Source organism: Deinococcus depolymerans, from assembly GCF_039522025.1.
In the GTDB taxonomy this organism is placed as follows: Bacteria; Deinococcota; Deinococci; order Deinococcales; family Deinococcaceae; genus Deinococcus; species Deinococcus depolymerans.
The window spans coordinates 22790-46261 of record NZ_BAAADB010000022.1; the positions used below are offsets into that span (position 1 = coordinate 22790).

At 71.0% G+C, this 23472-nt stretch carries 26 protein-coding genes; 13 read left to right on the forward strand and 13 right to left on the reverse strand.

The genetic code is table 11. The features are described 5' to 3' along the window. Nucleotides 1-16 precede the first annotated feature (16 nt). Nucleotides 17-529: a hypothetical protein gene (locus ABDZ66_RS11710; RefSeq protein ID WP_343759059.1), complete on the forward strand. Its 513-nt coding sequence runs from the start codon at nucleotides 17-19 to the stop codon at nucleotides 527-529. A gap of 215 nt (nucleotides 530-744) precedes the next feature. Here ABDZ66_RS11710 and ABDZ66_RS11715 read toward each other — a convergent pair whose 3' ends face one another. From ABDZ66_RS11715 to ABDZ66_RS11730, 4 genes are read right to left on the reverse strand one after another with little or no spacing between them, the layout of a single operon-like run. Beyond that, complete coding sequence (locus ABDZ66_RS11715; RefSeq protein ID WP_343759061.1) at nucleotides 745-1065, reverse strand: non-heme iron oxygenase ferredoxin subunit; 321 nt, start codon at nucleotides 1063-1065, stop codon at nucleotides 745-747. Between the two features lie 33 nt (nucleotides 1066-1098). Beyond that, nucleotides 1099-1938: a hypothetical protein gene (locus ABDZ66_RS11720; RefSeq protein WP_343759065.1), complete on the reverse strand. Its 840-nt coding sequence runs from the start codon at nucleotides 1936-1938 to the stop codon at nucleotides 1099-1101. Between the two features lie 16 nt (nucleotides 1939-1954). Continuing rightward, a complete protein-coding gene (locus ABDZ66_RS11725; RefSeq protein ID WP_343759068.1) occupies nucleotides 1955-2824 on the reverse strand; it encodes a VOC family protein in 870 nt (289 codons plus the stop codon). Between the two features lie 52 nt (nucleotides 2825-2876). After that, on the reverse strand, nucleotides 2877-3767 hold the full coding sequence (locus tag ABDZ66_RS11730; RefSeq protein ID WP_343759072.1) for a fructosamine kinase family protein: 891 nt from the start codon (nucleotides 3765-3767) through the stop codon (nucleotides 2877-2879). A 120-nt stretch (nucleotides 3768-3887) separates the two neighbouring features. On the opposite strand from ABDZ66_RS11730, the gene ABDZ66_RS11735 reads away from it, so the two are divergent. After that, complete coding sequence (locus tag ABDZ66_RS11735; protein WP_343759074.1) at nucleotides 3888-5360, forward strand: hypothetical protein; 1473 nt, start codon at nucleotides 3888-3890, stop codon at nucleotides 5358-5360. Nucleotides 5361-5421: 61 nt separating this feature from the next. Here ABDZ66_RS11735 and ABDZ66_RS11740 read toward each other — a convergent pair whose 3' ends face one another. Further along, a complete protein-coding gene (locus ABDZ66_RS11740; RefSeq protein ID WP_343759076.1) occupies nucleotides 5422-6417 on the reverse strand; it encodes a ribose-phosphate diphosphokinase in 996 nt (331 codons plus the stop codon). Between the two features lie 243 nt (nucleotides 6418-6660). On the opposite strand from ABDZ66_RS11740, the gene ABDZ66_RS11745 reads away from it, so the two are divergent. Continuing rightward, nucleotides 6661-8121, forward strand: a complete 1461-nt coding sequence (locus tag ABDZ66_RS11745) for a phytoene desaturase family protein (protein ID WP_343759078.1) — start codon at nucleotides 6661-6663, stop codon at nucleotides 8119-8121. A 57-nt stretch (nucleotides 8122-8178) separates the two neighbouring features. On the opposite strand, the gene dnaJ is transcribed toward ABDZ66_RS11745, so the two are convergent. The 3 genes from dnaJ to tdh all read right to left on the reverse strand — a co-directional run bounded on the left by dnaJ (nucleotide 8179) and on the right by tdh (nucleotide 11821). Next, the gene (gene dnaJ / locus ABDZ66_RS11750) at nucleotides 8179-9303 is read right to left on the reverse strand and encodes a molecular chaperone DnaJ (RefSeq protein ID WP_343759080.1); all 1125 of its coding nucleotides are present in this window, start codon (nucleotides 9301-9303) and stop codon (nucleotides 8179-8181) included. Nucleotides 9304-9503: 200 nt separating this feature from the next. Next, nucleotides 9504-10538 carry a tryptophan--tRNA ligase gene (gene trpS, locus ABDZ66_RS11755; protein WP_343759082.1) on the reverse strand — a complete coding sequence of 345 codons (1035 nt, stop codon included), beginning with the start codon at nucleotides 10536-10538 and terminating at the stop codon, nucleotides 9504-9506. A 257-nt stretch (nucleotides 10539-10795) separates the two neighbouring features. Continuing rightward, nucleotides 10796-11821, reverse strand: coding sequence for an L-threonine 3-dehydrogenase (gene tdh, locus ABDZ66_RS11760; protein ID WP_343759181.1), 1026 nt, complete (start codon nucleotides 11819-11821; stop codon nucleotides 10796-10798). Nucleotides 11822-12033: 212 nt separating this feature from the next. Here tdh and ABDZ66_RS11765 point away from each other — a divergent pair, with 212 nt between their 5' ends. Together ABDZ66_RS11765 and ABDZ66_RS11770 are read left to right on the forward strand one after the other, a co-directional pair. Continuing rightward, nucleotides 12034-12171, forward strand: coding sequence for a hypothetical protein (locus ABDZ66_RS11765; RefSeq protein ID WP_343759084.1), 138 nt, complete (start codon nucleotides 12034-12036; stop codon nucleotides 12169-12171). A gap of 96 nt (nucleotides 12172-12267) precedes the next feature. Further along, complete coding sequence (locus tag ABDZ66_RS11770) at nucleotides 12268-12693, forward strand: uracil-DNA glycosylase (protein ID WP_343759086.1); 426 nt, start codon at nucleotides 12268-12270, stop codon at nucleotides 12691-12693. Between the two features lie 208 nt (nucleotides 12694-12901). Here the strand turns inward: ABDZ66_RS11770 and mqnB are convergent, their stop codons facing one another. Beyond that, nucleotides 12902-13630 (reverse strand): futalosine hydrolase, encoded by a 729-nt coding sequence (mqnB, locus tag ABDZ66_RS11775; protein ID WP_343759088.1) that lies wholly within the window; start codon nucleotides 13628-13630, stop codon nucleotides 12902-12904. Between the two features lie 59 nt (nucleotides 13631-13689). Here mqnB and ABDZ66_RS11780 point away from each other — a divergent pair, with 59 nt between their 5' ends. The 5 genes from ABDZ66_RS11780 to glmU all read left to right on the forward strand — a co-directional run bounded on the left by ABDZ66_RS11780 (nucleotide 13690) and on the right by glmU (nucleotide 18306). Continuing rightward, nucleotides 13690-14418 (forward strand): SDR family oxidoreductase, encoded by a 729-nt coding sequence (locus ABDZ66_RS11780; RefSeq protein WP_343759091.1) that lies wholly within the window; start codon nucleotides 13690-13692, stop codon nucleotides 14416-14418. 227 nt (nucleotides 14419-14645) lie between these two features. Then, the gene (locus ABDZ66_RS11785) at nucleotides 14646-14876 is read left to right on the forward strand and encodes a twin-arginine translocase TatA/TatE family subunit (RefSeq protein WP_343759093.1); all 231 of its coding nucleotides are present in this window, start codon (nucleotides 14646-14648) and stop codon (nucleotides 14874-14876) included. 10 nt (nucleotides 14877-14886) lie between these two features. After that, complete coding sequence (gene tatC, locus ABDZ66_RS11790) at nucleotides 14887-15675, forward strand: twin-arginine translocase subunit TatC (protein ID WP_343759096.1); 789 nt, start codon at nucleotides 14887-14889, stop codon at nucleotides 15673-15675. Between the two features lie 129 nt (nucleotides 15676-15804). Then, nucleotides 15805-16731, forward strand: a complete 927-nt coding sequence (locus ABDZ66_RS11795; RefSeq protein WP_343759098.1) for a prolipoprotein diacylglyceryl transferase — start codon at nucleotides 15805-15807, stop codon at nucleotides 16729-16731. Nucleotides 16732-16857: 126 nt separating this feature from the next. After that, nucleotides 16858-18306, forward strand: a complete 1449-nt coding sequence (gene glmU, locus ABDZ66_RS11800; protein ID WP_343759101.1) for a bifunctional UDP-N-acetylglucosamine diphosphorylase/glucosamine-1-phosphate N-acetyltransferase GlmU — start codon at nucleotides 16858-16860, stop codon at nucleotides 18304-18306. Between the two features lie 193 nt (nucleotides 18307-18499). Here glmU and ABDZ66_RS11805 read toward each other — a convergent pair whose 3' ends face one another. Both ABDZ66_RS11805 and rnhA read right to left on the reverse strand, forming a co-directional pair. After that, nucleotides 18500-19882, reverse strand: coding sequence for an MFS transporter (locus tag ABDZ66_RS11805; RefSeq protein ID WP_343759103.1), 1383 nt, complete (start codon nucleotides 19880-19882; stop codon nucleotides 18500-18502). Nucleotides 19883-20005: 123 nt separating this feature from the next. Further along, nucleotides 20006-20560 carry a ribonuclease HI gene (gene rnhA / locus ABDZ66_RS11810; RefSeq protein ID WP_425544428.1) on the reverse strand — a complete coding sequence of 185 codons (555 nt, stop codon included), beginning with the start codon at nucleotides 20558-20560 and terminating at the stop codon, nucleotides 20006-20008. 41 nt (nucleotides 20561-20601) lie between these two features. Between rnhA and ABDZ66_RS11815 the strand changes: the two genes are divergently transcribed. From ABDZ66_RS11815 to ABDZ66_RS11825, 3 genes are all read left to right on the forward strand, one after another. Beyond that, the gene (locus tag ABDZ66_RS11815; RefSeq protein WP_343759105.1) at nucleotides 20602-21063 is read left to right on the forward strand and encodes a DUF4870 domain-containing protein; all 462 of its coding nucleotides are present in this window, start codon (nucleotides 20602-20604) and stop codon (nucleotides 21061-21063) included. Between the two features lie 190 nt (nucleotides 21064-21253). Then, entirely contained in the window at nucleotides 21254-22009 is a 756-nt protein-coding gene (locus ABDZ66_RS11820) for a PIG-L deacetylase family protein (protein WP_343759107.1), read from the forward strand. Nucleotides 22010-22110: 101 nt separating this feature from the next. Further along, nucleotides 22111-22662 (forward strand): SRPBCC family protein, encoded by a 552-nt coding sequence (locus ABDZ66_RS11825; protein WP_343759109.1) that lies wholly within the window; start codon nucleotides 22111-22113, stop codon nucleotides 22660-22662. A gap of 60 nt (nucleotides 22663-22722) precedes the next feature. On the opposite strand, the gene ABDZ66_RS11830 is transcribed toward ABDZ66_RS11825, so the two are convergent. Both ABDZ66_RS11830 and ABDZ66_RS11835 read right to left on the reverse strand, forming a co-directional pair. Continuing rightward, a complete protein-coding gene (locus tag ABDZ66_RS11830) occupies nucleotides 22723-23160 on the reverse strand; it encodes an acyl-CoA thioesterase (RefSeq protein ID WP_343759111.1) in 438 nt (145 codons plus the stop codon). Beyond that, complete coding sequence (locus tag ABDZ66_RS11835; RefSeq protein WP_343759114.1) at nucleotides 23157-23471, reverse strand: hypothetical protein; 315 nt, start codon at nucleotides 23469-23471, stop codon at nucleotides 23157-23159. The genes ABDZ66_RS11830 and ABDZ66_RS11835 overlap by 4 nt, the downstream gene beginning before the upstream one ends. Between the last annotated feature and the right edge of the window lies 1 nt (nucleotide 23472).

The following is a 23472-nucleotide window of genomic DNA, read 5'->3' on the forward strand; positions in this document are numbered from 1 at the left end:
GCGCAGACTGGCAGGTATGGACAACGAACGTAGTGGGAACGCTCCGGTGACGGGCGAGCAAGGCGCGAAGACCGGTTTCGACACGCCCGACCCGAAGGACGATCATCAGGGCGCGTACACCACCACGCCCGCCGGGGACCGCGTGGGCAGTGCCGACCACGGCCGGTACGAGCCGGTCGCGCCGCCCAGCGCGAGGGAGGTGACGGGGGCGTTCGATCACCTCGCCACGCGGGACCCGCAGTCCATGGAGCACACGCCGCAGGACGCCGAGTTTGCCGGGGCGCAGACGGTGGCCGGGCTGGGCGGCGAGCATCTCGACACCATCGTTCCGACGGCGGGGGTGGGGATCACGGCGTCCACGGTGACGGCGCTGGAGTCGCGTCAGGCGGCCGTGGATCCCAATCCCGGCTACACGCCGCCCAGTGAGCAGGGGCCGCCGCATGTCAGCCAGCGCCCGGGCGACCTGCCCGAGGGTGAGCCGAGCGAACTGGAGCATCAGGTGCACGGCGACACGGAACGCGGCTTCTGAGCTGAACAGGCAAAGGGGACGCCGTGACGGTCACGGCGTCCCCCTCCTGATGTGTGGTGATACGGACTCCGATTGAATGGCTTACAAAGCCGTTCAATCCGAGCGGATGCGACTCGGAGAGCTGCTCCGCAGAGAAGGAGAGAAGCCGGTTCCGGACGTGGAGCTGGCAATCCGGTGAAGTTCCGGATTGTCGGCGAAACAAACGGCAGTCCGTATTACAGCTCGGAGACGTACAGCTGGCCATCCTCGACCTGCGTGCGGTAGAGCTTGACGGGTTTCACGGCGGGCAGCGTCCTGGCCTTCCCGGTGGCGAGTTCGAACTTGGCGCCGTGCTTCTCGCAGGTGATGCGGCCCATGCTGACGTCCCCGCCCAGCAGCGGGAAGTCCTTGTGGGTGCAGTTGTTGCGCAGGGCGTAGAACTGCCCCTCGAAGTTCACGACGACCACGCTGGTCCCACCAACGTCCACGGCAGTCTGTTGACCGTCGGGCAGGGCTTCGGCGGGGCCGACGAGGGTGCGGGCGGGCGTGTCGCTCATCAGGCGCGAGTGTAGCGTCTGTCCGGGTCAGGTTCAGACGCCGCAGCCACTTTCCAGCGGTGTGCCCTTCAGCCCGGCGGGCGTCCATTGCTGCACGCTGAAGCCCGAGCCCTCGTAGTACGCGCCGTACTGGATGAGTTCCATGCGGCCGTCGCCGTTCAGGTCGGCCAGGCCCGCCAGCCGGTGGAGGGTCGCCATGGGCATGGGGTCGCTGCTGCCGGGGTCCCAGGGGGTCTGGGGCGCGATGTGTTCGCCGAGCACGGTGGTCACGACCTTCCCGCCCACCACGGCGCGCAGCAGCAGGAGGCTGTAGTCGCCGGGCTGCCCGACGGGCGGTGGGAAGTCGTCCCGGCCGTTCTGGAAGCGGCGGGCCTCGATGATGACTTCCTGCGTGCCGTTGCCGTCCAGGTCGGCGCGGATCAATCGGGTGAGGTTCACCTGTGGATTCGGCAGGCCCAGCCGCTTCAGTTCGTCCCGCACGGCGGCCTCGTAGGGGGCGTTGCGGGTGGGCAGCGCGGTGACGGGGCGCGGCTGGGCGTTCAGCCGGGCCGAGGTCAGGATGGCCAGCCCCTCGCGCTCGGGCGTGACCTTCACTCCGAAGGTGTCCTCGCACGGCTGGCCCAGCGAGGCGGGTCGGCCTCCCTGCACGCGGGTGGGGGCCGCGCCGGGGATGAGGCGGGTGTACGTCTCCCCTCCGTTCAGGCGGGTCCGGGTCTGGGCACCGGTCAGCCACTGTCCGTCCTGCCAGCCGCCCAGCAGGTACGTGCCGGTGCGGCCGGGCAGCGTGGCGAGGACCGGGTGCAGTCCGGCGGGCGCGGCGGCCTGCGCGCCGGTCAGCAGGGCCAGGAGCAGCGTTCGGAGGGGGGCGCGCATGCCACAGCGTACCCGTTCAGTGCCGGGTGACGGTCACGCGGTTGCCCCAGGGGTCACGCAGGGTCAGGTGGTCGCCCGCGTCCTGCACGTCCGAGCGGCCCGCGAGGTGGGCGCGCAGGGCGCCCAGGTCGGGGGTGTGGAAGGTCACGCCGGCCAGTCCGGCGGCCGGCGCGGTGGGGGCGGGCTGCCCGGCGCTGTGCCATTCGTTCAGGCCGACGTGGTGGTGGTAGCCGCCCCACGAGAGGAACGCGGCGCTGCCCAGGTCCGCGACGATGTCCAGGCCCAGGGTGTGCGCGTACCAGCGGGCGGCCTCCCCGGCGCTGCCGACCTTCAGGTGGACGTGCCCGACGGTCGTGCCCTGCGGCGCAGTGTAGGGCGGCGCGGTGAAGGGCGACGCACCGTCCAGGCCATCGGGGTCGATCCCGGCGGCCCCGAGGACGGCGGCCGCGTCCACGGCTTTCGTGTCCATCTGCACCTGCCCGCCGCGCCATGTCCAGGTGTCGCGGGGGCGGTCGGCGTAGACCTCGATGCCGTTCCCTTCGGGGTCGTTCAGGTAGAAGGCCTCGCTGACGAGGTGGTCGCCGCTGCCGATGCGGTGGCCCAGCCGCGCGGCGTGCGCCAGCCAGCGGCCGAGGTCGGCGCGGGTGGGGAGCAGGAAGGCGGTGTGGTACAGGCCGGGTCGGCTGACGGGCGCGCGGGGCAGGTCCGGCGCAGCGTGCAGGTGCAGGAGCGGCGTGCCGTGGGCGGCCAGGGTGACGCTGTCGGTCCGGGTGGTGGCGCTGAGGCCCAGGAGGGTGGCGTAGAACGCGGCGGTGCCGTCCAGGTCGCGGACGTTCAGGTGGACGGCGCCGACGTGGGTGCTGGCGGGCAGGACGGAGGTGGTCATGTCTCAGTGTGACCCCTCAGCTTTGATAAATCAACCGGTTTACAATACGCACCTAACGGAGGTCGAGGGCCGCGTGCAACGCCTCCCGCGTGCGGCCCAGGTATCCCTCGCCGAACATCAGCAGGTGCGCCAGCAGCGGGTACAGGTTCCACAGCGCCGCGCGGGCCTCCCAGCCGTCCGCCAGCGGGAACGCCTCGTGGTACGCCTGGAACACCCGGCGCGGCACCCCGCCGAACAGCCGCAGGGCCGCCACGTCCACCTCGCGGTGGCTGTACCGCACCGCCGGGTCGATCAGGGCCGGGCCGCGCGGCGTGTAACGCACGTTCCCGTGCCACAGGTCCCCGTGCACCAGCGCGGGCGGCCCGGGCGGGATCAGGGCCGGCAGGCGCCCCCGCAGCGTGTCGAAGCCCGCGCGGTCGCGGGGCGTCAGGTGCCGCCGCTCACGGGTCAGGAGCGGTTCCAGCCGCGCCGCCCAGAAGAACCCGGCGGCACTCGCCGCGGGCGGGTTGCGCTGCGGCAGGGACGCGAAATAATTGTCCGGCAGGCCCCCGAACCCCGGCACAGGACGGGCGTGCAGCGCCGCCAGTCCCCGCCCCAGGGCGTCCTGCGTGGCGGGCGTGTCGTCGCCGGGCGGCAGCCAGGACAGCAGCAGGTACGGTTGCCCGGCGGGACCGCTGCCATGCGCGATGATTTCCGGGGTGACCAGCGGCGCGGAACGCAGCAGGCTCAGGCCGTGCGCCTCGGCGGCGTAGAACCCGTCCGGCAGGCGGCAGTCCGCGTTCTGCCGCGAGGTCTTCAGCACGAAGGGGCCGCGCGTGGTGTCCAGCCGGAAGGTGTCGCTGATGTCCCCGCCATGCAGCCGCTGCGCCGCGCGGATGCCCGCGCCCAGGTGCATCTCCAGCAGGGGGGCCAGGGGCCGCACGGGCAGTTCGAGGAGCGTCATGCTCCATCGTGCCGCGCCCGGCCCGCTGCAACCAAAGAGGGACGCTTCACGAACCGCGTGAGTGATGTACTCCTGGGAGCAACATCCACCACAACCTCTCCCCCATCTCCCGGAGGCCATATGGTTCAGACCGCCCTGACCGCCCTGCTCGGCGCACTCCGCGCCCTGCTCGACCTCGCCCTGCCCGCCACCCTGGTGCTGGCCGCGCTCGCGCTGGCCCTCGGGGGCCTCGCCCTGATCGACCGGGAGCGCGCCCGCCTCGCCCTCGGGTGGCTGGCCACCCGCGCGCCGCACCTCGGCGGGTGGGCACTGGCCGCGCTGCTGCTGGGAGGGGCGCTGCTCATGCTGAACGTGTCGCGCCGCGCCGTGGACGCCCGGATCACCGCGCAGCAGAGCGCCCGCTACGCCAACGCCGCCGACCCCGACGGCGGGCAGACCGTGCAGGTCGCACCCAGCGCCGCCCTGCTCGAGAGCCACACGTACACCCGCAGCCTCCTGCTGCCCAGCGACGTCGCCACGCGCGTCCGCGTGGACAACAGCCTGGACGGCCTGCTGCCGTACCTGGGCAATCCCGGCGAGACCGTGCAGGACCTGCGCGAGACCTTCACCCGCACCCCGGCGGGCCTGCGCTACACCCGCACCGTGCTCATGCAGTCCGAGCGTCCGCTGGACTTCGACCGCAGCGTCGTCCGCGCCGACCTGCGCTTCGTGGAGCCCGCCGGGGGGCGCGGCACGTACTACCACGCCGCCTTCCAGGCCAGCTACCGCTTCCGCAACCCCCTGGGCACGCCCGCCACGCTGCGCTTCGCGTTCCCGCTGCCCGGCGGGAGCGGCACCCTCAGCGGCTTCACCCTGACCGTGAACGGACAGGCGCTCAGCGCCAGCGATCTGCTCAGCGGCAGCGTCTGGGAGGGACAGGTGCCCGCCGGGGGCAGCGTGGACGTGCAGGTCGCCTACGCGCACCAGGGCTCCCGCGCCTGGAGTTACCAGCTCAGCCGCCGCGAGGCCATCCGCGACCTGGACGTGACCGTCACCGCCGACCGCCCCGCCAGGTTCCAGCGGTACTCGCTGTTCCCCACCAGCCAGACCCGACCCGCACTGGGCGGCCCCGCCACGCTGCGCTGGCAGCTGAAGAACGCCGTGACCGCGCAGGACGTCGCCGTGGTCTTCACGCAGGGCAGCGTCCGCGAGACCCTCACCAAGGTGCACCTCATGCAGGGCCTCGCCGTCGTGCTGGCCGCCCTCCTGATTCCCCTGTGGGCCGTCACGCGCCGCACGCCCCTGTCGCCCCTCACGCTCGGCGGCGCGCTGCTGGGCCTCGCGCTGGGCTTCACGTTCGGCGGCGTGCTGACCGCGTACCTCCCCCTGCTGCTCGCCGAGATCCTCGGCAGCCTGCTCGGCGCGGCCCTCGCCTGGGTGATCCTGGGCGGCCCCCGGCAGGCCCGCACGCCCCTGCTTCCGCTGATCGCCTGCGCCGCCCTCCCGCTGGCCTTCCTGACCGGCGGTCACGCCGGACTGCTCGTCACCGTCCTGGCCGCCACGCTGCTGCTGCTCCTGCCACGCGCCCGCCGGTTCGCCCCGGCCAGCCCGTAAACGGCAAGGAAGGCGGGAAGGTGACCGCGTGATCGCCTTCCCGCCTTCCCCGCCGCTGTGATCAGGTGAACAGGGTGCTGACGCTCGCGCCGGTGTGGATGTTCGTGATGGCGTCCGCGAACAGCGGAGCGACGTCCAGCACGGCCAGCTTGCCGTTGGCGGCCTCGATCTTCTCCTCGCTGACATGCACGGTGTTCGTGCTGGCGACCTGCGTGACGTCCAGCCCCGCGATGCGCTGGATGGCCGGACCGGTGTACACGCCGTGCGTGACGGCCACGTACACGTCCTTGGCGCCCATGCTGCGGGCGATGTTCACGGTCTCCACCAGCGAACCGGCGGTGCTGATCTCGTCGTCGACGATGAACACGGTCTTGCCGTCCACGTCACCGATCAGGGCGCGCGGGCGGACCTCGGTGTCCGAGATGCGTTCCTTGTCGATCATGGCCAGGCCGCTGTCGAGGCGGCGCGCGATCTGACTGGCGCGCTTGATGCTGCCGGCATCCGGCGCGAGGACCACGCCGTTGTGCGCGTCCGGCACGCACTTCTTGAAGTGCTGGCTGAGCACCAGGTCCGCCGAGAGGTGATCGACCGGCACCTTGAAGAAGCCGTGGACCTGCGGGGCGTGCAGCGTCATGGTCAGGATGCGGTCCGCGCCCGCCTCCTGCAGCAGGTCCGCGACGAGGCGCCCGGCGATGGAGATGCGGGGGCTGTCCTTCTTGTCGCTGCGCGCGTACGAGTAGTACGGGATCACGGCGGTGACGCGCCCGGCGCTGGCGCTCTTGGCGGCGTCGATCATCAGCATCAGTTCCATGATGGCGTCACTGACGGGCGTGCTGAAGGTCTGCACGATGAACACGTCCCCTTCGCGCAGGGACTCCTCGTAGTGCACGATGAGGTTGTCGTTCGTGAACTTCTCGGTCTTGCTGCGTCCCAGCGGCACGCCCAGGTGGTCGCAGATGGACTGGGCCAGGCGGCGGTTGCTCTGACCGGCGAAGACCAGCAGGGGGGAACGGCGACTCTGAAGCGGTTCGGACGGGGCGCGGTGGGGAACGGACAAGGGGTGATCCTCCGGAGGAAAGGGGGGGCGGTGGGGCGGCACGCAACGCGGTTCCCGTGAACGCCGCCGGAAGAGAGAGCCTCCCGGCGCGGAACCGACCGGCAAGCAGCATACCCGTCCGCCCCCACGGGTGTCATGGAGCGGGGGCGTGCCCGGGCGGGGAACACCGGGCCGCGCCGCGCTCCACGCCGCATGAACGTCTGTTCAACAGGGACGGCCCGCGCCGGGCGGTACGCTGCGGGCATGACTGCTCCCCCCGCAGGACCGCCCCCCGCGCTGGACGCCGTCGTGATCGGGGCCGGACCGAACGGCCTGTCGGCGGCCGTGACCCTGGCCCGCGCGGGCCTGCGCGTGCAGGTGATCGAGGCGCACGACCGGGTCGGGGGCGGCCTGAGCAGCGCGCCCCTGACCCTGCCCGGCTTCGTGCATGACTTCGGGTCGGCCATTCACCCGCTGGCCGCCGCGAGCCCCGCGTTCCGGCAGTGGCCGCTGCATGCCTTCGGGCTGGACTGGGTTCACCCGGACGCCCCCGTGGCGCACCCGCTGCCGGGTGGGCGCAGCGTGACGCTGGAACGCGACCTGCACGCCACCGCCGACGCCCTGGGCCGCGACGGCCCGGCCTGGGTGCGCCTGATGGCCCCGCTGCTGGCCGACTGGGAGGGCCTGCTGGACGACATCCTGCGCCCGCTGCCGCGCGTGCCCTCGCACCCGCTGACCCTGGCCCGCTTCGGGCTGCGGGGCCTGCCGCCCGCCGCGCTGCTGGGAGACACCCTGTTCCGCACGCCCGAGGCCCGCGCGCTGTGGGCCGGACTGGCCGCGCACAGCACCCTGCCGCTGGGCACGCCCGGCACGTCCGCCATGACGCTGGTGCTGGCGCTGCTGGGCCACGCGGTCGGCTGGCCATTCCCGCGCGGGGGCGCGCAGGCCCTGGCGGACGCGCTACGCGCCTACCTGGAGTACCTGGGAGGCACGGTCGTGACCGGCGTGACCGTCGCGGACGCCCGCGACCTCCCGCCCGCCCGCGTGACCCTGGTGGACAGCAGCCCCGCCGTGCTGCTGGGCATCCTCGGCGACCGCGCCCCCGCCCGCTACCGCGCCGCGCTGGAAGGCTACCGCTACGGTCCGGGCATCCAGAAGTTCGATTACGCCCTGTCCGGCCCGATGCCCTGGCAGGACCCGCGCGTGGCCCGCGCCGCCACCGTGCACATCGGCGGGCACGCGGCCGACATCGCCGCCGCCGAGGCCGCCGCGCAGACCCGCCTGCACCCGCGCCCGTACGTGCTGGCCGCGCAGCACACCCTGTTCGACCCCAGCCGCGCCCCCGCCGGGAGGCACACCTTCTGGGCATACGCGCACGTCCCGAACGGCCGCGACCAGGACGTCAGGGCGCAGATCGAGGCGCAGATCGACCGCTTCGCGCCCGGCTGGGAGGGGCTGATCCTGGCCCGCACCCGCACGACCGCCCCGCAACTCCAGGCGTTCAGTCCGGTCTTCCACGGCGGGGACGTGAACGGCGGGCGCGGCGACCTGCGCGGCCTGCTGGCCCGCCCGGTGCCCACGCCCACCCCTTACCGCACGCCGGTGAAAGGGGTGTACCTGTGCTCCAGCGCCACGCCGCCCGGCGGCGGCATTCACGGCATGGCCGGACACCACGCGGCGCTGGCCGCCCTGAAAGACGAGTTCAGGTTGCAGGTCGAACGTTGATGGTTGACGGGGCTTGACTCCATCAACCATCAACGTTCAACCATCCACTCTCTTCGCCTACTCTCCCCGGAAGATCTTCCCGACCTTGCCGAGCAGGCCCTCGTGCCGCTCGTTCACCTCGTCCCCGACCGCGCGCGCGTAGGCGTGCAGGGCCTCGCGCGCCTCGGGCGTCAGCTGGCCGGGTTTCGGCACGATGACGTCGTACTCGACGATCAGGTCACCCGTGCCGGACCCCTGGAGGCGCGGCATGCCCTGACCGCGCAGGCGGTGCAGTTCGCCGTGCTGCGTGCCGGCCTTCACCTCGACCACCTGCGGGCCGTCCAGGGTGGGGACCGTGACCTGCCCGCCCAGCGCGGCCTTCGCGAACCCGATCTTCGCCGTGTGGATCAGGTGCTCCTGCTCGCGGCGCAACTCCGGGTGTTTCTCCATCTCGATGTGCACGTACAGGTCGCCGTTCCCGCCCGGACCCTCGTTGCCCATGCCGCTCACGCGGATGCGGTAACCCTCGTCGATCCCCCTGGGGAGCTTCACGCTGACCTTCTCGCTCTTCAGGGTGCGGCCCCGGCCCTTGCAGACCGTGCAGGGATCCTGAACGGTCTGACCCTCGCCCCGGCAGGTGGGGCAGGCCTGCTGCGTCTCAACCACGCCGAAGATCGTGCGCGCCTGCGCCCGCACCGCGCCCGCACCGCCGCAGGTGGGGCAGGTCTTCGGGGGTTTCCCGCCCGGCTCGGTTTTCGTGCCGTGGCAGTGATCGCAGGCGGTCAGGCGGTCCACGCTGACCTGAATCTCCTCGCCCGCGCGGGCCTGGGCCAGCGTCACGTGCGCCTCGGTTTCCAGGTCGTCCCCGCGCGCCGGGCCACGGCGGCCACCCCGGCCGCCCACCGCGCCGCCGAACAGCTGCTCGAAGATGTCCATCGGGTCGAAGCCCGCGCCGCCCATCCCGCCGAACGGATCGCCGCCCGGCATCCCCGCGCCCGGCGCGCTGCCGTACCGGTCGAAGTGCGCGCGTTTCTCGGCGTCACTGAGAACCGCGTACGCCTCGTTGATCTGCGTGAACTTCTCGGCCGCGCCCTCTTCCTTGTTGCGGTCCGGGTGGTACTTCAACGCCAGTTTGCGGTAAGCGGATTTGATTTCATCGGCACTTGCCGTACGGGCCACGCCCAGCAGTTCGTAGTAGTCCATGAGTCGTTTATCGCCTCGGCACCCACCAGACTCCCACGGCGGCCGTCACGCCGCCAGGACCGGGTGCCGGGCCTCCAGCAAGCAGGTTAACACGACCACACTCAGGAAAAGTAGGCACGGGAGCACACGGTGGGGGGCAGGGGGAGCGGGGAGTGGCCCCCCATCCACTCCCCGCTCCCTCCCTGCTGCAGCCGGGCTGCCTACTCCGCCAGGTGCAGCGCGGCCCGCACCTGCGCCAGCGTGTGCGCGGCGACCTCGCGGCCCCGCTGCGTTCCCTCGCGCAGCAACGTCATGACCGCCTGCGGGTCCTGCGCGTACGCGGCGCGGCGTTCGCGGATGGGGGTCAGTTCGGCGTCCAGCACGTCCAGCAGGTGCCGTTTGACGGTCACGTCGCCCAGGCCCCCGGCGCGGTAGTGGTCCTTCAGGGCCTGCACGCGCGCCGGGTCCGGGTCGAAGGCGTCCAGGTACGCGAAGACCGGGTTCCCCTCCACCTGTCCGGGGTCACTGGCGCGCAGGTGCGCCGGGTCCGTGAACATGCCCATCACCTTTTCCCGCAGTTCGTCGGGCGGGTCGCTCAGGTACGCGGCGTTGCCGAGGCTCTTGCCCATCTTTGCCTGCCCGTCCAGACCCGGCAGGCGCGGCGACGCCGAGAGCAGCGCCTGCGGCTCCACCAGCACGTCCGTCCCGTCGGCGGCTGGCCCGTACAGTCCGTTGAAGCGCCGCACCACCTCGCGCGTCAGTTCCAGCATGGGCAACTGATCCTCGCCCACCGGCACGACCTGCGCGCCGAACGCCGTGATGTCCGCCACCTGCGCCGCCGGGTAGATGAAGAACCCCGCCGGGACCGCCTCGCCGAAGCCCTTCTGCGCGATCTCGGTCTTCACGGTCGGGTTCTGCCGCAGCTTCGACACGGTCACGAGGTTCAGCAGGTACACGGTCAGTTCGGTCAGTTCCGGCACGCCCGACTGCCGCACGAACGTCACCCGCGCCGGGTCCAGCCCCGCGCCCAGGTAATCCAGCATCACCTCCGGGACGTTGCGGCGCAGCACCTCCGGTCTATCGAAGTGATCCGTCAGGCCCTGCACGTCCGCGACCAGCACGAACACCTCATGCGAGTCCTGAAGCGCCACCCGCGACCGCAGCGACCCCGCCAGGTGCCCCAGGTGCAGCCGACCCGTCGGGCGATCCCCGGTCAGCACGCGCGGCCTCTCCCCTACTCCATCTGCTGTCTTCATCATCCGACCTCCACGAGAGACCCAAAAAAGCCGCGCCCGGACACTGAATCCGGGCGCGGCGCGACGATGAACGTCAGCAGGCGAAGGCACCCGGATCACCGGGCCACCACACCTGCACGGGAACGCTCATGCCCCGCAGCATGCCGCACGGGGGGAACGGGAAGCATCCGCCAGATGGCGAAGGGAAAGTGGTGCGCGGGAGGCAATGCGCGGGCAAAAGCTGGTCACCGCGCCCCGCCTCCTGCCTCCTGCGCCCGTTACTCCCAGTTCAGGATGACCTTGCCGCTCTGGCCGCCGAGCATGGCGTCGAAGCCCTGCTGGTAGTCCTGAATGGGGTAGTGGTGGGTGATGATGGGGCTCAGGTCCAGGCCGGACTGGATGAGGGCCGCCATCTTGTACCAGGTTTCGAACATCTCGCGGCCGTAGATGCCCTTGATGGTCAGCATCTTGAAGATGACGCCGTTCCAGTCGATGTCGACGCGGCCAGCGGGGATACCGAGCAGGGCGATCTTGCCGCCGTTGTTCATGACGTCCACCATCTGCGCGAACGCGGGGCCCGACCCGCTCATCTCCAGGCCGACGTCGAAGCCCTCGGTCATGCCGAGTTCCGTCATGACGGCGCGCAGGTCCTCGTGGGCGACATTCACGGCGCGGGTGACGCCCATCCGGCGGGCGAGATCCAGGCGGTAGTCGTTGATGTCGGTGATGACGACGTTGCGCGCCCCGACATGCCGGGCGACGGCGGCGGCCATCACGCCGATGGGTCCGGCGCCCGTGATCAGGACGTCCTCGCCCACCAGGTCGAAGCTCAGGGCGGTGTGCACGGCGTTCCCGAACGGGTCGAAGATCGCGGCGATGTCATCGGGAATGTCGTCCGGGAGTTTGAAGGCGTTGAAGGCGGGCAGCACGAGGTACTCCGCGAAGGAGCCGGGGCGGTTCACGCCGACGCCCAGGGTGTTGCGGCACAGGTGGCGGCGGCCGGCGCGGCAGTTGCGGCAGTGGCCGCAGGTGACGTGCCCCTCGCCACTGACGCGGTCCCCGATCTGGAACCCGCGGACCTCGCTGCCGATGGCGGCGACCGTCCCGACGTACTCGTGTCCCACGACCATGGGGACCGGGATGGTCTTCTGCGCCCACTCGTCCCACTTGTAGATGTGGACGTCCGTGCCGCAGATGCTGCCCTTGCGCACGCGGATCAGCAGGTCGTTCGGGCCGGGGGTGGGAACGGGTTCCTCGGTCATCCAGATGCCCGGCTGGGCGTGCAGTTTGCTCAGGGCGCGCATCGTGCCGGGCAGCGCGGTGTCGGCGGACGCGGTGGCGGACGGTTCAGTGGCGGGGGTCACGGGCGCAGTTCTACCCCGCGCGGACAGGGGACGCAATGCCGCCGCTCACAGGGGGGTCGCCTGGGCCGGACGGAGCGGCCGCGCCAGGAGTCACAAGTGTCGCTTAAGACCGCCGGGAACGCGTGGGGCCGGGGTGCCGTAGGCTGGGAGGCATGATCAAGTACCGCCGTCAGAACCCCCTGGAACCAGAGAAGGATTCGGAACTCAGCGTGAACCTCACGCCGCTGCTGTTCTTCGTGGTGGGCTTCCTGGCCGTGCAGGCCATCCTGCGCACGGCGCTGCGCGGCTGACACCGGCCTCCGGTGGCCGCTTCCCGTTCCGCGGGGGGGCGCGGGGGACCGCGGCGGTGTCCACGGCGGGGACCGGGAGACGCTACTCTGTCGGGCATGACTGATCCCGCCCCGCAGCAGTTCAAGAGTGCCAGCAGTGGTCGCCTGGTCGTGCCGGGCTGGATGAACCTCGTCCCCGGACACGCGGACGCCGTGGAGATCCAGCTGGACGTCGCGAAGGGCGACCTGGGCCGCACGCAGGCCAGCCTGCTGATCGAGTACTGGGCCACCCCAGACGACCTGACCCTGCAGAGCGTGCTGCCCGTGCGGGCGTTCACGGCCGCGCCGGAAAGCTGGTGCGCGTTCGTGCCCGCGAGGGGGCGGGTTCTGGTGCGCGCCATCGACCCGCAGCCGAACCCGCCGGTCCTGGCGAGCCACTGGATCAACGTGGACCCCGCCACGCCCGCCGGGACGACCGTGAACGTGACCGTGAACTTCCCCGCGCAGGTGACGCCCATCCAGTCCCTGATGAATCCCAACTGATACGGATTCCGTTTGTTTCGCCGACAATCCGGAAGTTCACCGGATTGCCAGCTGCACATCCGGAACCCGCCCAGCTCCTTCTCTGCGGAGCAGCTCTCCGAGTCGCATCCGCTCGGATTGAATAGTCTTTGTAGCCCATTCAATCGGAGTCCGTATGATACGGACTGGCCGACCTTGCGCCGCCCCGCTGGACCGGGGGCGGCGCGCTTCAGTCCAGCAGGGTCAGCAGGGCGGCCTCCACGCCCCGGCGGGTGGCGGCGAGGGCCTGCGGGATGCGCCACGCGGCGCGGTCGCGGGGACCGACGGGGTTGCTCACGCCGCGCACCTCCAGGCTGGGAACGCCCGCGAGCAGCGCGGCGTGCGCCACCCCGGCCCCCTCCATGCCCTCGGTGAGGGCGCCGGGGTGTCGGGCTTCCAGGTGCCGCGCGGCCCGGTGATCGCCCGTGACGCTGCCCAGCGTCAGCAGCGGTCCCAGCCGCGCCCCGGCGCGCGCCGCGACCTGCGCGGCCCGCACCCAGGCGGGGAAGTCCCCGGCAGTCACGGCCGGGTCGGCAGGAGGACCGGCCCCCTCGGGCGCGGGGGGCAGGGCGGACAGGCCCAGCGCCGTGAAGTTCAGGAACTGCCCGTCGTCCCAGGCGCCCAGGTCCGCCTGGATGATGCGGCTGGACACCGCCAGGTCGCCCGGCGCGAGGCCCGAGGCGGGGTACGCGCCGCCGATCCCGGCGCTGATCGCCAGGGCGTACGGGGCGGCCAGCAGGGCACGTTGCGTGGCGAGGGCCGCCGCGACCGGCCCCACGCCGCTCACCGTGACCTGCACGCGCAGCCTCTGACGGTACGTGTCGGTCAGGCCGCTCAGGTGCGCGGCCTCGCCGGGCGTCGCGACCACGATCAGCGCGGCCGGTGGGTTGGGAGCGGGATGGGCATCGGGGTGGGTCATGGCGGGCAGGGTAACGCGTGCCCGGCGGGCGCGTGGGGGGCGGGTGTACCCTGGTGGGCATGACGCTGTTTCGACTGGACGGCAGGCGCGCGCTGGTGACGGGTGGCAGTAAGGGCATCGGGCTGGCGGCGGCGCACGACCTGATCCGCATGGGGGCGCACGTGACGGTCGCGGCGCGCGGCGAGGACGCCCTGAAACGCGCCGCCGACGCGATCGGGGCGCGCTGGGTGGTCGCGGATGTCAGCACCCCGGAGGGCGTGCAGGCGGCCGTGGCGGCGGCCGGTGACGTGGACATCCTGGTCAGCAACGCGGGCGGCCCGGCGGCCGGACTGCCCAGCGGCGTCAGCGAGGACGCCTGGGCGCAGGGCTTCCAGACGACCTTCATGAGTACCGTGCGGCTGGCGAACGCGACCGTGCCGGCCATGCGTGCGCGCGGGTGGGGGCGGGTGATCGCCGTCACCAGCCTGACGGTGGGCCGGCCCTCCCCCACCCTGCCGGTCAGCAACGCGTTGCGGGCCGGGGTGACCAACTACCTGCGGACCCTGGCGCTGGAGGTCGCGGCCGACGGCGTGACCTGCAACACGGTCGCGCCCGGCTACACCGCCACCGAGCGCCTGCGGCAGCTGCACGCCGACCCGCAGGACGCGAAGAAGCTCGCGGCGCGCATCCCGGCCCGGCGCTTCGGGGAGCCGAACGAGGTCGCGGCGGCCGTGGCGTTCCTGGCCTCAAAGGAAGCCGCGTACATGACGGGGCAGGAACTGCTCGTGGACGGCGGCTGGAGCATCTGACGCCAACCACACGCTCCGCCCTGCACGGCTTTCACGCTCCGCTGACCGGCCCCCATTAAGGTTTGATAGGTGAGCTGCGCCTGATCCGATTCCGGCGCCATCGCATACCTTCATGTCAGAAGCGTTCCCGTCCGGCCCCCCGGCCGGAACCCGGACCTCCCTCCCACCCCCCCGACCTCTATTCACCCCGTGGCCGCGCAGCAGCCCGGCCCGCAAGGAGCCACATCATGGGACCCCTCGAAATCATCCTGATCGTTGTCGTCATCGCCCTGATCTTCGGCGCCCGCAAACTCCCGGAACTCGGCAAGGGCCTCGGGCAGGGCATCAAGGAATTCAAGAAGGAAACGCACGAGCCGGTCGCGCCCGTCACGGACGTCGCCTCGCGTCAGCTGGATCCCGTGACGGGCGCGCCCATCGTCACCGAGCAGGCCGCGCCCGTCACCGAACGGCGCAACTGAGGACCGGACCATGACCGCCGATCCGAACGCCAACCTGAAAAGCGCGCCGCTGTTCGACCACCTCGAGGAACTGCGTAAACGCATCGTGATCAGCGCGGTCTTCCTGGTGATCGGCATGATTGCCGCGTTCCAGTACCGTCTGCAACTGCTGGAACTGGTGAAGGTGCCCCTGAACGCCTCGGTGCTGTACCAGCAGGACAAGGTGCAGCTGGTCACGCTGAACCTGACCGATCAGTTCATCCTGAGCCTGAACCTCTCGTTCTGGGCGGGACTGGCGATCGCGCTGCCGTTCATCCTGTCGCAGGTGTGGGCGTTCATCGCGCCGGGCCTGTACGACCACGAGCGCCGCTGGGCGCTGCCGTTCATCATCGGGGCGGGCTTCTCGTTCATCGTGGGCGCGATCTTCGGGTACACGCTGGTCCTGCCGACCATGGTGCGCTTCCTGCTGGACTTCCTGAACGGCGCGGTCACACCGATCCTCAGTCTGGGCAGTTACATCGGGACGGTCACGACCTTCCTGGTGGCGTTCGGCCTGTCGTTCGAACTACCGATCCTGGCCGTGATCCTGACCCGCATCGGCATCGTGAACCACGTGCTGCTGCGCAAGGGCTGGCGGGTCGCGCTGGTCGTGATCATGGTGTTCGCCGCGATCATCACGCCCACCCCGGACCCCACGAGCATGCTGATCGTGGCCGTGCCGCTGTACGTGCTGTACGAACTGGGCGTGGTCCTGTCCCGCGCGTTCCGCCTGCCGCCCATCGAGGAGAGCACCGACGAGACGCCCGCCCTGGGTCTGTAATCCCCACCGCCCCCTCTCCCTGGCGCGTTCAGGCTCGCAGCAGCCGGACGCGCCTCTTCATGCCGGGCAGATGCCGGGCGCGTCGGCCCGAACCCCGCCCGGCAGAAAGCCCTAGACTGCGAGGCACATATGGATCCTGTATTTCTTCAGATAGGCAGTTTCACGATTGCCTGGTACGGCGTGCTGATCACGCTCGGCATCGTGGCGGGCGTGTGGGTCGGCACGAAAATGGCGCGCGAACGCGGCCTGAACGTGGACCTGTTCAACGACATGATTCTCTGGATGATCATCTGGGGGCTGGTGGGCGCGCGGATCGTGTTCGTGGCGACCTCCTGGCATCAGTTCGAGAACATTCCTTTCCCGCGCGTGCTGCTGGACATCATCAACCTCCGGCAGGGCGGCATCAGCATTCACGGCGGCCTGATCGGCGGGATTCTGGTCATGCTGTACTACGCGCGGCGCAAGGGCATGGACTTCTACCGCTACGCGGACCTGTGCGTGCCCGGCGTGGCGTTCGGGATCATCGGCGGGCGCATCGGGAACATCATGAACGGCACGGACACCGTGGGCCGCGTGACCGGCTGGGCCGTCGGGTACCGCTGGCCGGACAGCGCCCGCGCATTCCACGAGGGCATGTGCATCCGGAATCCCAATCCGGATCTGGACCTCTCGCAGTACTGCCAGCAGATCGGCGGGCAGCTCGTCATGACGGCGCCCGTGCACTACACGCAGATGTACGGCGTGATCATCGGCGTGATCCTGTCGGTCGCGTCGTACTTCTGGCTGCGCAGCCGCATTCCCGGCTGGGCGTTCTGGCAGTTCTGGCTGTGGTACTCCATCCTGCGTGCCGGGTGGGAGGAGACCTTCCGCCTGAACCCGCTGCTGCCGGACGTGTACCTCAGCCAGGGTCTCGACAAGGCGGGCATCGGCCTGTTCACGGAAACGCAGCTGATCAGCATTCCGCTGATCCTGGCCAGCATCTACTTCTTGGTGCGCCTGCGCCGTCAGGGCGTCCCGGCGGCGCCCGCGCCGGATTCGACCCTCAAGCCTTCCTGATCCACGCACCTGCCGGGGCCCACCTGCCGGGGCCGCCACGTCAAGCGCGTGGTGGCCCCGCTGCCGTGGCAGGCGGCCCTGCCCTGACGGCGCGCGCGACAGGGCGCTGGTACACTTCGGGGCGGTATGACTGATACGAACCGTCCGCTGGACGTGGTGATCCTGGCCGCCGGTCAGGGAACGCGCATGAAATCCTCGCTGCCCAAGGTGCTGCACCCGGTCGCGGGCCGCCCGATGGTCGCGTGGGCCGTGAAGGCCGCGCAGGAACTCGGCGCGCGGAACGTGGTCGTCGTGACCGGACACGGCGCCGGGGCGGTCGAGGCGGCCCTGGCCGGCAGCGGCGTGGTGTTCGCGCGGCAGGAGCAGCAGCTGGGCACCGGGAACGCCTTCCTGGCGGGCATGGACGCCCTGGACGACCACGAGAACGCGGACGTGCTGGTCCTGTACGGCGACACGCCGCTGCTGCGCACCGAGACGCTCCGCGACCTGCTGGCCGACCACCGCACGCGGGGCGGGGCCTTCACGGTCCTGACCGGCGTGCTGCCGGACGCGACCGGGTACGGCCGGATCATCCGGGACGCGCAGGGGAACGTGGAACGCATCGTGGAGCAGAAGGACGCCACGCCCGAGGAACGCGCCGTGCAGGAATTCAACTCCGGGGTGTACCTGATGGACGCCCGCGCGAACGAACTGGCCCACCGCATCACGAACGAGAACGCCAGCGGCGAGTACTACCTGACGGACCTGCTGGGCCTGTACCGCGCCGAGGGTGCCGAGGCGCACGCCTTCCGCCTGACCGACCCGGACGAGGTCATGGGCGCCAACGACCGCACGGGGCTGGCCGAGGCGGAGAACATCATCCGGGCGCGCATCACGCAGGCGCACATGCGGGCCGGGGTGACCATCCACATGCCGGAAACGGTGTACATCGAGGACACGGTCGTGCTGGGCCGCGACGTGACCCTGGAACCCGGCGTGATCCTGCGCGGCGACACGCGCGTCGCGGACGGCGCCCAGATCGGCGCGTACTCGGTCGTCACGGACAGCGTGCTGGCTGAGGGCGTGGTCGTGAAGCCGCACAGCGTGCTGGAAGGCGCGCAGGTGGGTGCGCGCAGTGACGTGGGGCCGTTCGCGCGCCTGCGCCCCGGCACCGTGCTGGGCGAGGCGGTGCACATCGGGAACTTCGTGGAAACCAAGAACGCCCGTCTCGCGCAGGGCGTGAAGGCCGGGCACCTCGCGTACCTGGGTGACGTGAGCATCGGCGACGAGACGAACGTGGGGGCCGGGACCATCATCGCGAACTTCGACGGGGTGAACAAACACCCCAGCCGCATCGGGGCGGGTGTGTTCATCGGCAGTAACTCCACCATCGTCGCGCCCCGCGTGATCGGGGACGCCGCGTTCATCGCGGGCGGCAGCACCGTCCACGACGACGTGCCCGAGGGAGCCCTGGCCGTCGCGCGCGGCAAGCAGCGCAACCTCGAAGGCTGGTCCCACCGTTACTGGAACGGCCTGCGAGAGAAGGTGCAGACGAAACTGCCGTGGCTGGCCGGGTGGCTCGACCGGCAGGGCTGATACGGACTCCGATGGAATGGTTTGCAAAAACCGTTCCATCCGAGCGGACGCGAGCAGGAGAGAAACGGGTTCCGGGCGTGGAGTTGGCAACCCGGTGCTGTCCTGGGTTGCTAACGAAGCAGACGGAATCCGTATGACGCACGAACCATGAAGGGGGACGCCGACCGGTGGCGTCCCCCCACTGCTGCCGGATTCAGGCCGTGAGGGGCGGCGCTTCGGGCAGCGGGTCCTCCACGCGGCGCAGGTGCGGGTTCAGGAGTTGCGCGGTCGCCAGGACGGCCATCAGCACTCCGGACCACAGCAGGATCGACCCGGCCCCCACCCGCGCGGCGAGCAGCCCGGCCAGCGCGGTACTGAGGGGCGCGGTGAACTGCGCGATCAGGCGGCGCACGCTGAACACCCGGCCCTGCAGTTCCGGCGAGACCTGCGCCTGCCAGATGCTCTGCGAGTGCGCGTTCATGATCGGCGTCATCACCCCGAACGACAGCACGCACGCGGCCGTCAGGGGCAGGCTGCCCGCCACGCCGCTCAGGGCCTGCGCGGTTCCGGCGGCGATCATGGGCAGCAGCACGCCCAGCACCCGCCGCCGCTTCAGGCCGCCCGTCACGCTGACCAGCAGGCCGCCCAGCAGCCCCCCGGCACTCAGGGCCGTCCAGAGGGTCGCCAGGGCCGCGCCGGTCCCGTCGGCGGGGGTGCCCAGCGTGAACCGTACCAGCAGCGGATGCAGGACGCCCACGCCGCTGGTGAGCAGGTTCACGCCCGCGAAGGTCAGCAGCAGGTGCAGCAGCGCGGGCCGCCGCCCGATGAACGACCACCCGAAACGCATGTCCTGCGCCAGCGAGGGCCGGCCGCGCCCCCCGTCCCGGCGGGGCGGTTGCGGCCAGTGCAGGCGCGACACCACCGCCGCCGCCAGCAGGAACGACGCCGCGTCGATGCCCAGCGCCAGCGGCACGCCGTCCGGCAGGCCCGCCAGCGCTCCCGCCAGCACGCCCGGCCCCTCTCCCTGCCGCGCCAGGGCCGGCAGTCCGATCAGCAGCGCCGCCAGCGCCGGACTGAGCAGCCCAGACAGACTCCAGAGGGTCTGCATCAGGCCGTTCGCGCGCGGCAGGCGGTCGCGCGTGACCAGCGACGAGTAACTCGTGTCGAACGCCGACCCGTGAAACGTACCCACCAGACCCAGCGCAGCCGTGAACAGCGTCAGCAGCCACACGGGCGGCGTGCCCAGCGTGACCATCAGCACGCCCAGCGCCAGCAGCAGCGCCCCCAGCAGGTCGCAGGTGATCATCATGCGCCGCCGGTTCCAGCGGTCCGCCAGCGCCCCCGCCAGCGGCGCCCCCAGAATCGCCGCCGCGCCCCACCCCAGCCCGGTCAGGGCCAGCGCCGCCGCCAGCTCCGGCTTCTGCGCCTCCAGCGGAAAACGCGACTGCGTCAGGTAGATGTTCATGGCAAACGCACTCAGGCCGCCCCCCAGCACACTCAGCGCCTGCGACCCCCACAGCCACAGGAACGTCCGCCAGCGGGCCGCGTCCGACAGGACGGGCGGGTCGGGCAGGGAGTCAGCAGGCGGCAGGGTCATACGCCCAGCGTAGGGCAGCGCCCACCGCCGCGAATCCGCACACTGGCCGATACACCCCCGCGCCCCTCACCACTACCCTGCCGGGCATGCTGCGCCGCTCCCGCTGCGCGCTCACGCGCTGAGCTACTTCTGCCGGAGTTTCTTGCGTTCCTGCACGGCGAGTTCGTCGACGCGTTCGTTCTCGCCGTGCCCGGCATGGCCCTTGACCCACACGAAGGTCAGGGCGTGCGTTCTGGCTTGCGCGATCAGTTCTTCCCAGAGGTCCTGGTTTTTCACGGGGTCCTTGGCGGCGGTTTTCCAGCCGTTGCGTTGCCAGTTCAGGATCCAGCCGTCCGTGAAGGCCTTGCGGAGGTACTGGCTGTCGGTGACGACGGTGACGTGGCAGGGGCGTTTGAGGACTTTCAGGCCCTCGAGCAGGCCGCGCAGTTCCATGCGGTTGTTGGTGGTGCCTTCCTCGTTCCCGCTGAGGACGAGTTCGCGGCCCTTGCAGTTGAGGATGGTGGCCCAGCCGCCGTGGCCGGCCTGGGTGTCGCAGGCGCCGTCGCTGTACAGTTCGACGTGGTCGCCCACCACGGGTTGCGCGGGCTGGATGCCGGCCGGGAGGGCCTGGCGGTCGCGCGCGGCGTCCTGCGCTTTCTGGGCGGGGGACTTGCGGGGGGCGGGGCGGGGGCGGGTCATTGTCCGGGAACTGTAGGGAGGCGCGGGGCGTACTGTCAAGCATGAGCCGTTCCCTGCCTGTCATTCCGGAACCCGACCGCACTCCGGCGATCATCACGCACCTGTCGCCGCTGGCGGGCCTGCTGCTGCCGACGCTGGGGAACGTGCTGGGGCCGCTGGTGGCGTGGCTGGCGTTCCGGGACCGGAGTGGTGCGCTGGACGAGCAGGGCAAGGAAGCCCTGAACTTCCAGCTGAGTTTCTGGCTGTACGGACTGGTGGTGGGGGTGCTGGCGTTCATTCTGTTCAGCGCGGGCCTGATCGGTGGGGCGGTGGGGGCGGCGGCGGGCACGCCGGACCTGGGGGCGCTGGCGTTCCTGGGGACGTTCGGAGCGTTCTTCCTGTTCTTCCTGCCGGTGATGGCGGTGCTGGGGCTGGTGCCGTTCGTGTTCATGATCGTGGCGGTCGTGCGGGTCAGTGCGGGGCAGCCTTACCGGTACCCGCTGAGCATCCGCTTCCTGCGCTGAAACGGACTCCGATTGAATGGCTTGCAGAGCCGTTCAATCCGAGCGGATGCGACTCGGAGAGCTGCTCCGCAGAGAAGGAGAGAAGCGGGTTCCGGACGTGGAGTTGGCAACCCGGCGCCCTTCCGGATTGTCAACGAAACAGACGGAGTCCGTATGAGGCATCCGGGCGCGGGCGCGTATGCTGGGGCGCATGCGGATCATGGCTGTGTTTGCGCACCCGGACGACGAGATCGGGTGCATGGGGACCCTGGCGAAGCACGCGGCGCGTGGCGACGAGGTCATGCTGGTCTGGACGACGCTGGGCGAACTGGCCAGTCAGTTCGGGGACGCGCCGCACGCGGAGGTCACGCGGGTGCGCCGCGAGCATGGCGCGTGGGTGGCGGCGCAGATCGGGGCGCAGCATCACTTCTTCGACATGGGGGACAGCCGCATGACGGGCGGGCGCGGCGAGGCGCTGCAACTGGCGCGGCTGTACGCGCGGTTCCGGCCGAACGCCGTGATCACCTGGAGTGACGATCACCCGCACCCGGATCACCGCATGACCGCGAAGATCGCCTTCGACGCGATCACGCTGGCCCGCATTCCGAAGATCGTGAACGAGGTGGGCGGCGGGGCCGCCATGCCGCCCGCCCCGGACCTGAGTGGCGACCACGCCATCGAGAGTGGTGAGGACGTGCGCCGCCTGGACGCGTGGCGGGAACCCGTGCGCTTCTACCAGTACCACGCGCCGGCCAGTCCGTACCCGGAGGTCAGCGTGGACATCACGGACACCATTGACGTGGCGGGCCGCGTGATGGAGTACTACCACGACTTCTACCGCTGGCAGTGGACGAAAGAGCAGTTCCTGGAGGGCCGCGCGGGCGTGGGGCGGCTGGCGGGCGTGCGGTACGCCGAGCGGTTCAACCTGCGCGTGTCGCAGCTGCCGGCGCGGGCCTACCTGGACTGATCCGGACTCCGGGTGAAGGGGGCTGCACCCGCTTTCAGGCCGAGCAGAGAGGCCTGTCCCGGTGCGGGTGCGGGCCGCTTCGCGCTACAGTGACGGTTACTATGTCCGAGTCCATCAGCATCAAGCAGACCATCGTGGTCAGGGCCCGTCCGGACGTGCTGTACCGGCTGGCGCTGGAACCCAGGCGGCGCGTCAAGTGGGACCCCAACCTCGCGAAAGCCGAGTACGAGGGCGAGAACGCCCGGCTGGCGAACAACGCGCTGGTGCGCTTCAAGTTCACGCGCCGCCTGCTGGGCCTGAGTTTCACCGCGAAGTACGGGCAGTTGCAGGCGCCGCAGCGGGGCGGCTGGGAGAGCGTGCGGAACGTGGGGCCGCTGGAGAAGCTCACGCAGGGCTGGACGTTCAAACCCATGCCCGGCGGGACCGAGGTGACCCTGACCCTGAACGCCCGCGTGATGTACCGGTGGATCAGGACGCCCGTCGAGCGGGTGCTGCACAACATGGTCGCCACGACCCTGCTGGAGTTGCAGCGCAGCGTGGACGCCCAGGGCGCGCAACTGCTCGAGGACATGGGCCGCGAGATGCAGGAGCGCCAGAAGGCCGAGCAGAAAGCCGCGAAGGAAGCGGCGAAGGCCGCGAAGAAGAAACGCTGAACCGAGCCACGCAGCGCGCCCCGCAGCTTCCGTGCGGGGCGCGTGCCTTTTGTATGGCCGTCAGCCGGGGCGCAGGGCGTCCAGCGCGGCGCGCAGGGCGGGCGGTAGCGGGGCGGGGCGGCGGGTGTCGCGGTCCACGTACACGTGCACGAAATGCCCCTGCGCGCAGGCCGCGTCGTCCCCTTCGCGGAACACGGCCAGTTCGTAGCGGACGCTGCTGCGGCCCAGGCGGCCCACGCGCAGGCCCACGCTGAGGGGTTCGGGGAACGCGGCGGGCGCGAAGTACGCGCAGCCACTCTCGACGACCAGTCCGATCACCGCGCCCGCGTGAATATCCAGCGCCCCCCGGGCGGCGAGGTAGGCGTTCACGGCCGTGTCGAAGTACGCGTAGTACGTCACGTTGTTCACGTGCCCGTACACGTCGTTGTCCGCCCAGCGGGTCGGGGTGGGGTGGTGGTACGGGTACTCGGCGCGGGTGTGCGGAACGGGGCGGGTCACCCGGACTCCGCGGCGCTCAGGAGCAGCGTGGTGCCGTCGCGGGTCCCGAAGGCGGTCCAGGGCTGCTGCGGGGTCACGTGGTAGCCCTCGCCGGGGCGCAGGCGCACGAAGTTGTTCAGGGGCAGGTCCACGACCGCCTCGCCGGTCAGGCACACCAGCCAGCCGGGCGTGGCCGGGCCGGTCAGCGTGCCGCTCAGGGTCACGACCCGCACGTTTCCGCCGGGGAGCCGCACCCACTCGCCGGGCGTGCCCTGCGCCAGCCGGGGCAGGTGCAGCGCCTGGGGGGTGTCGGGGCGGGCGCGGGTCGGCACG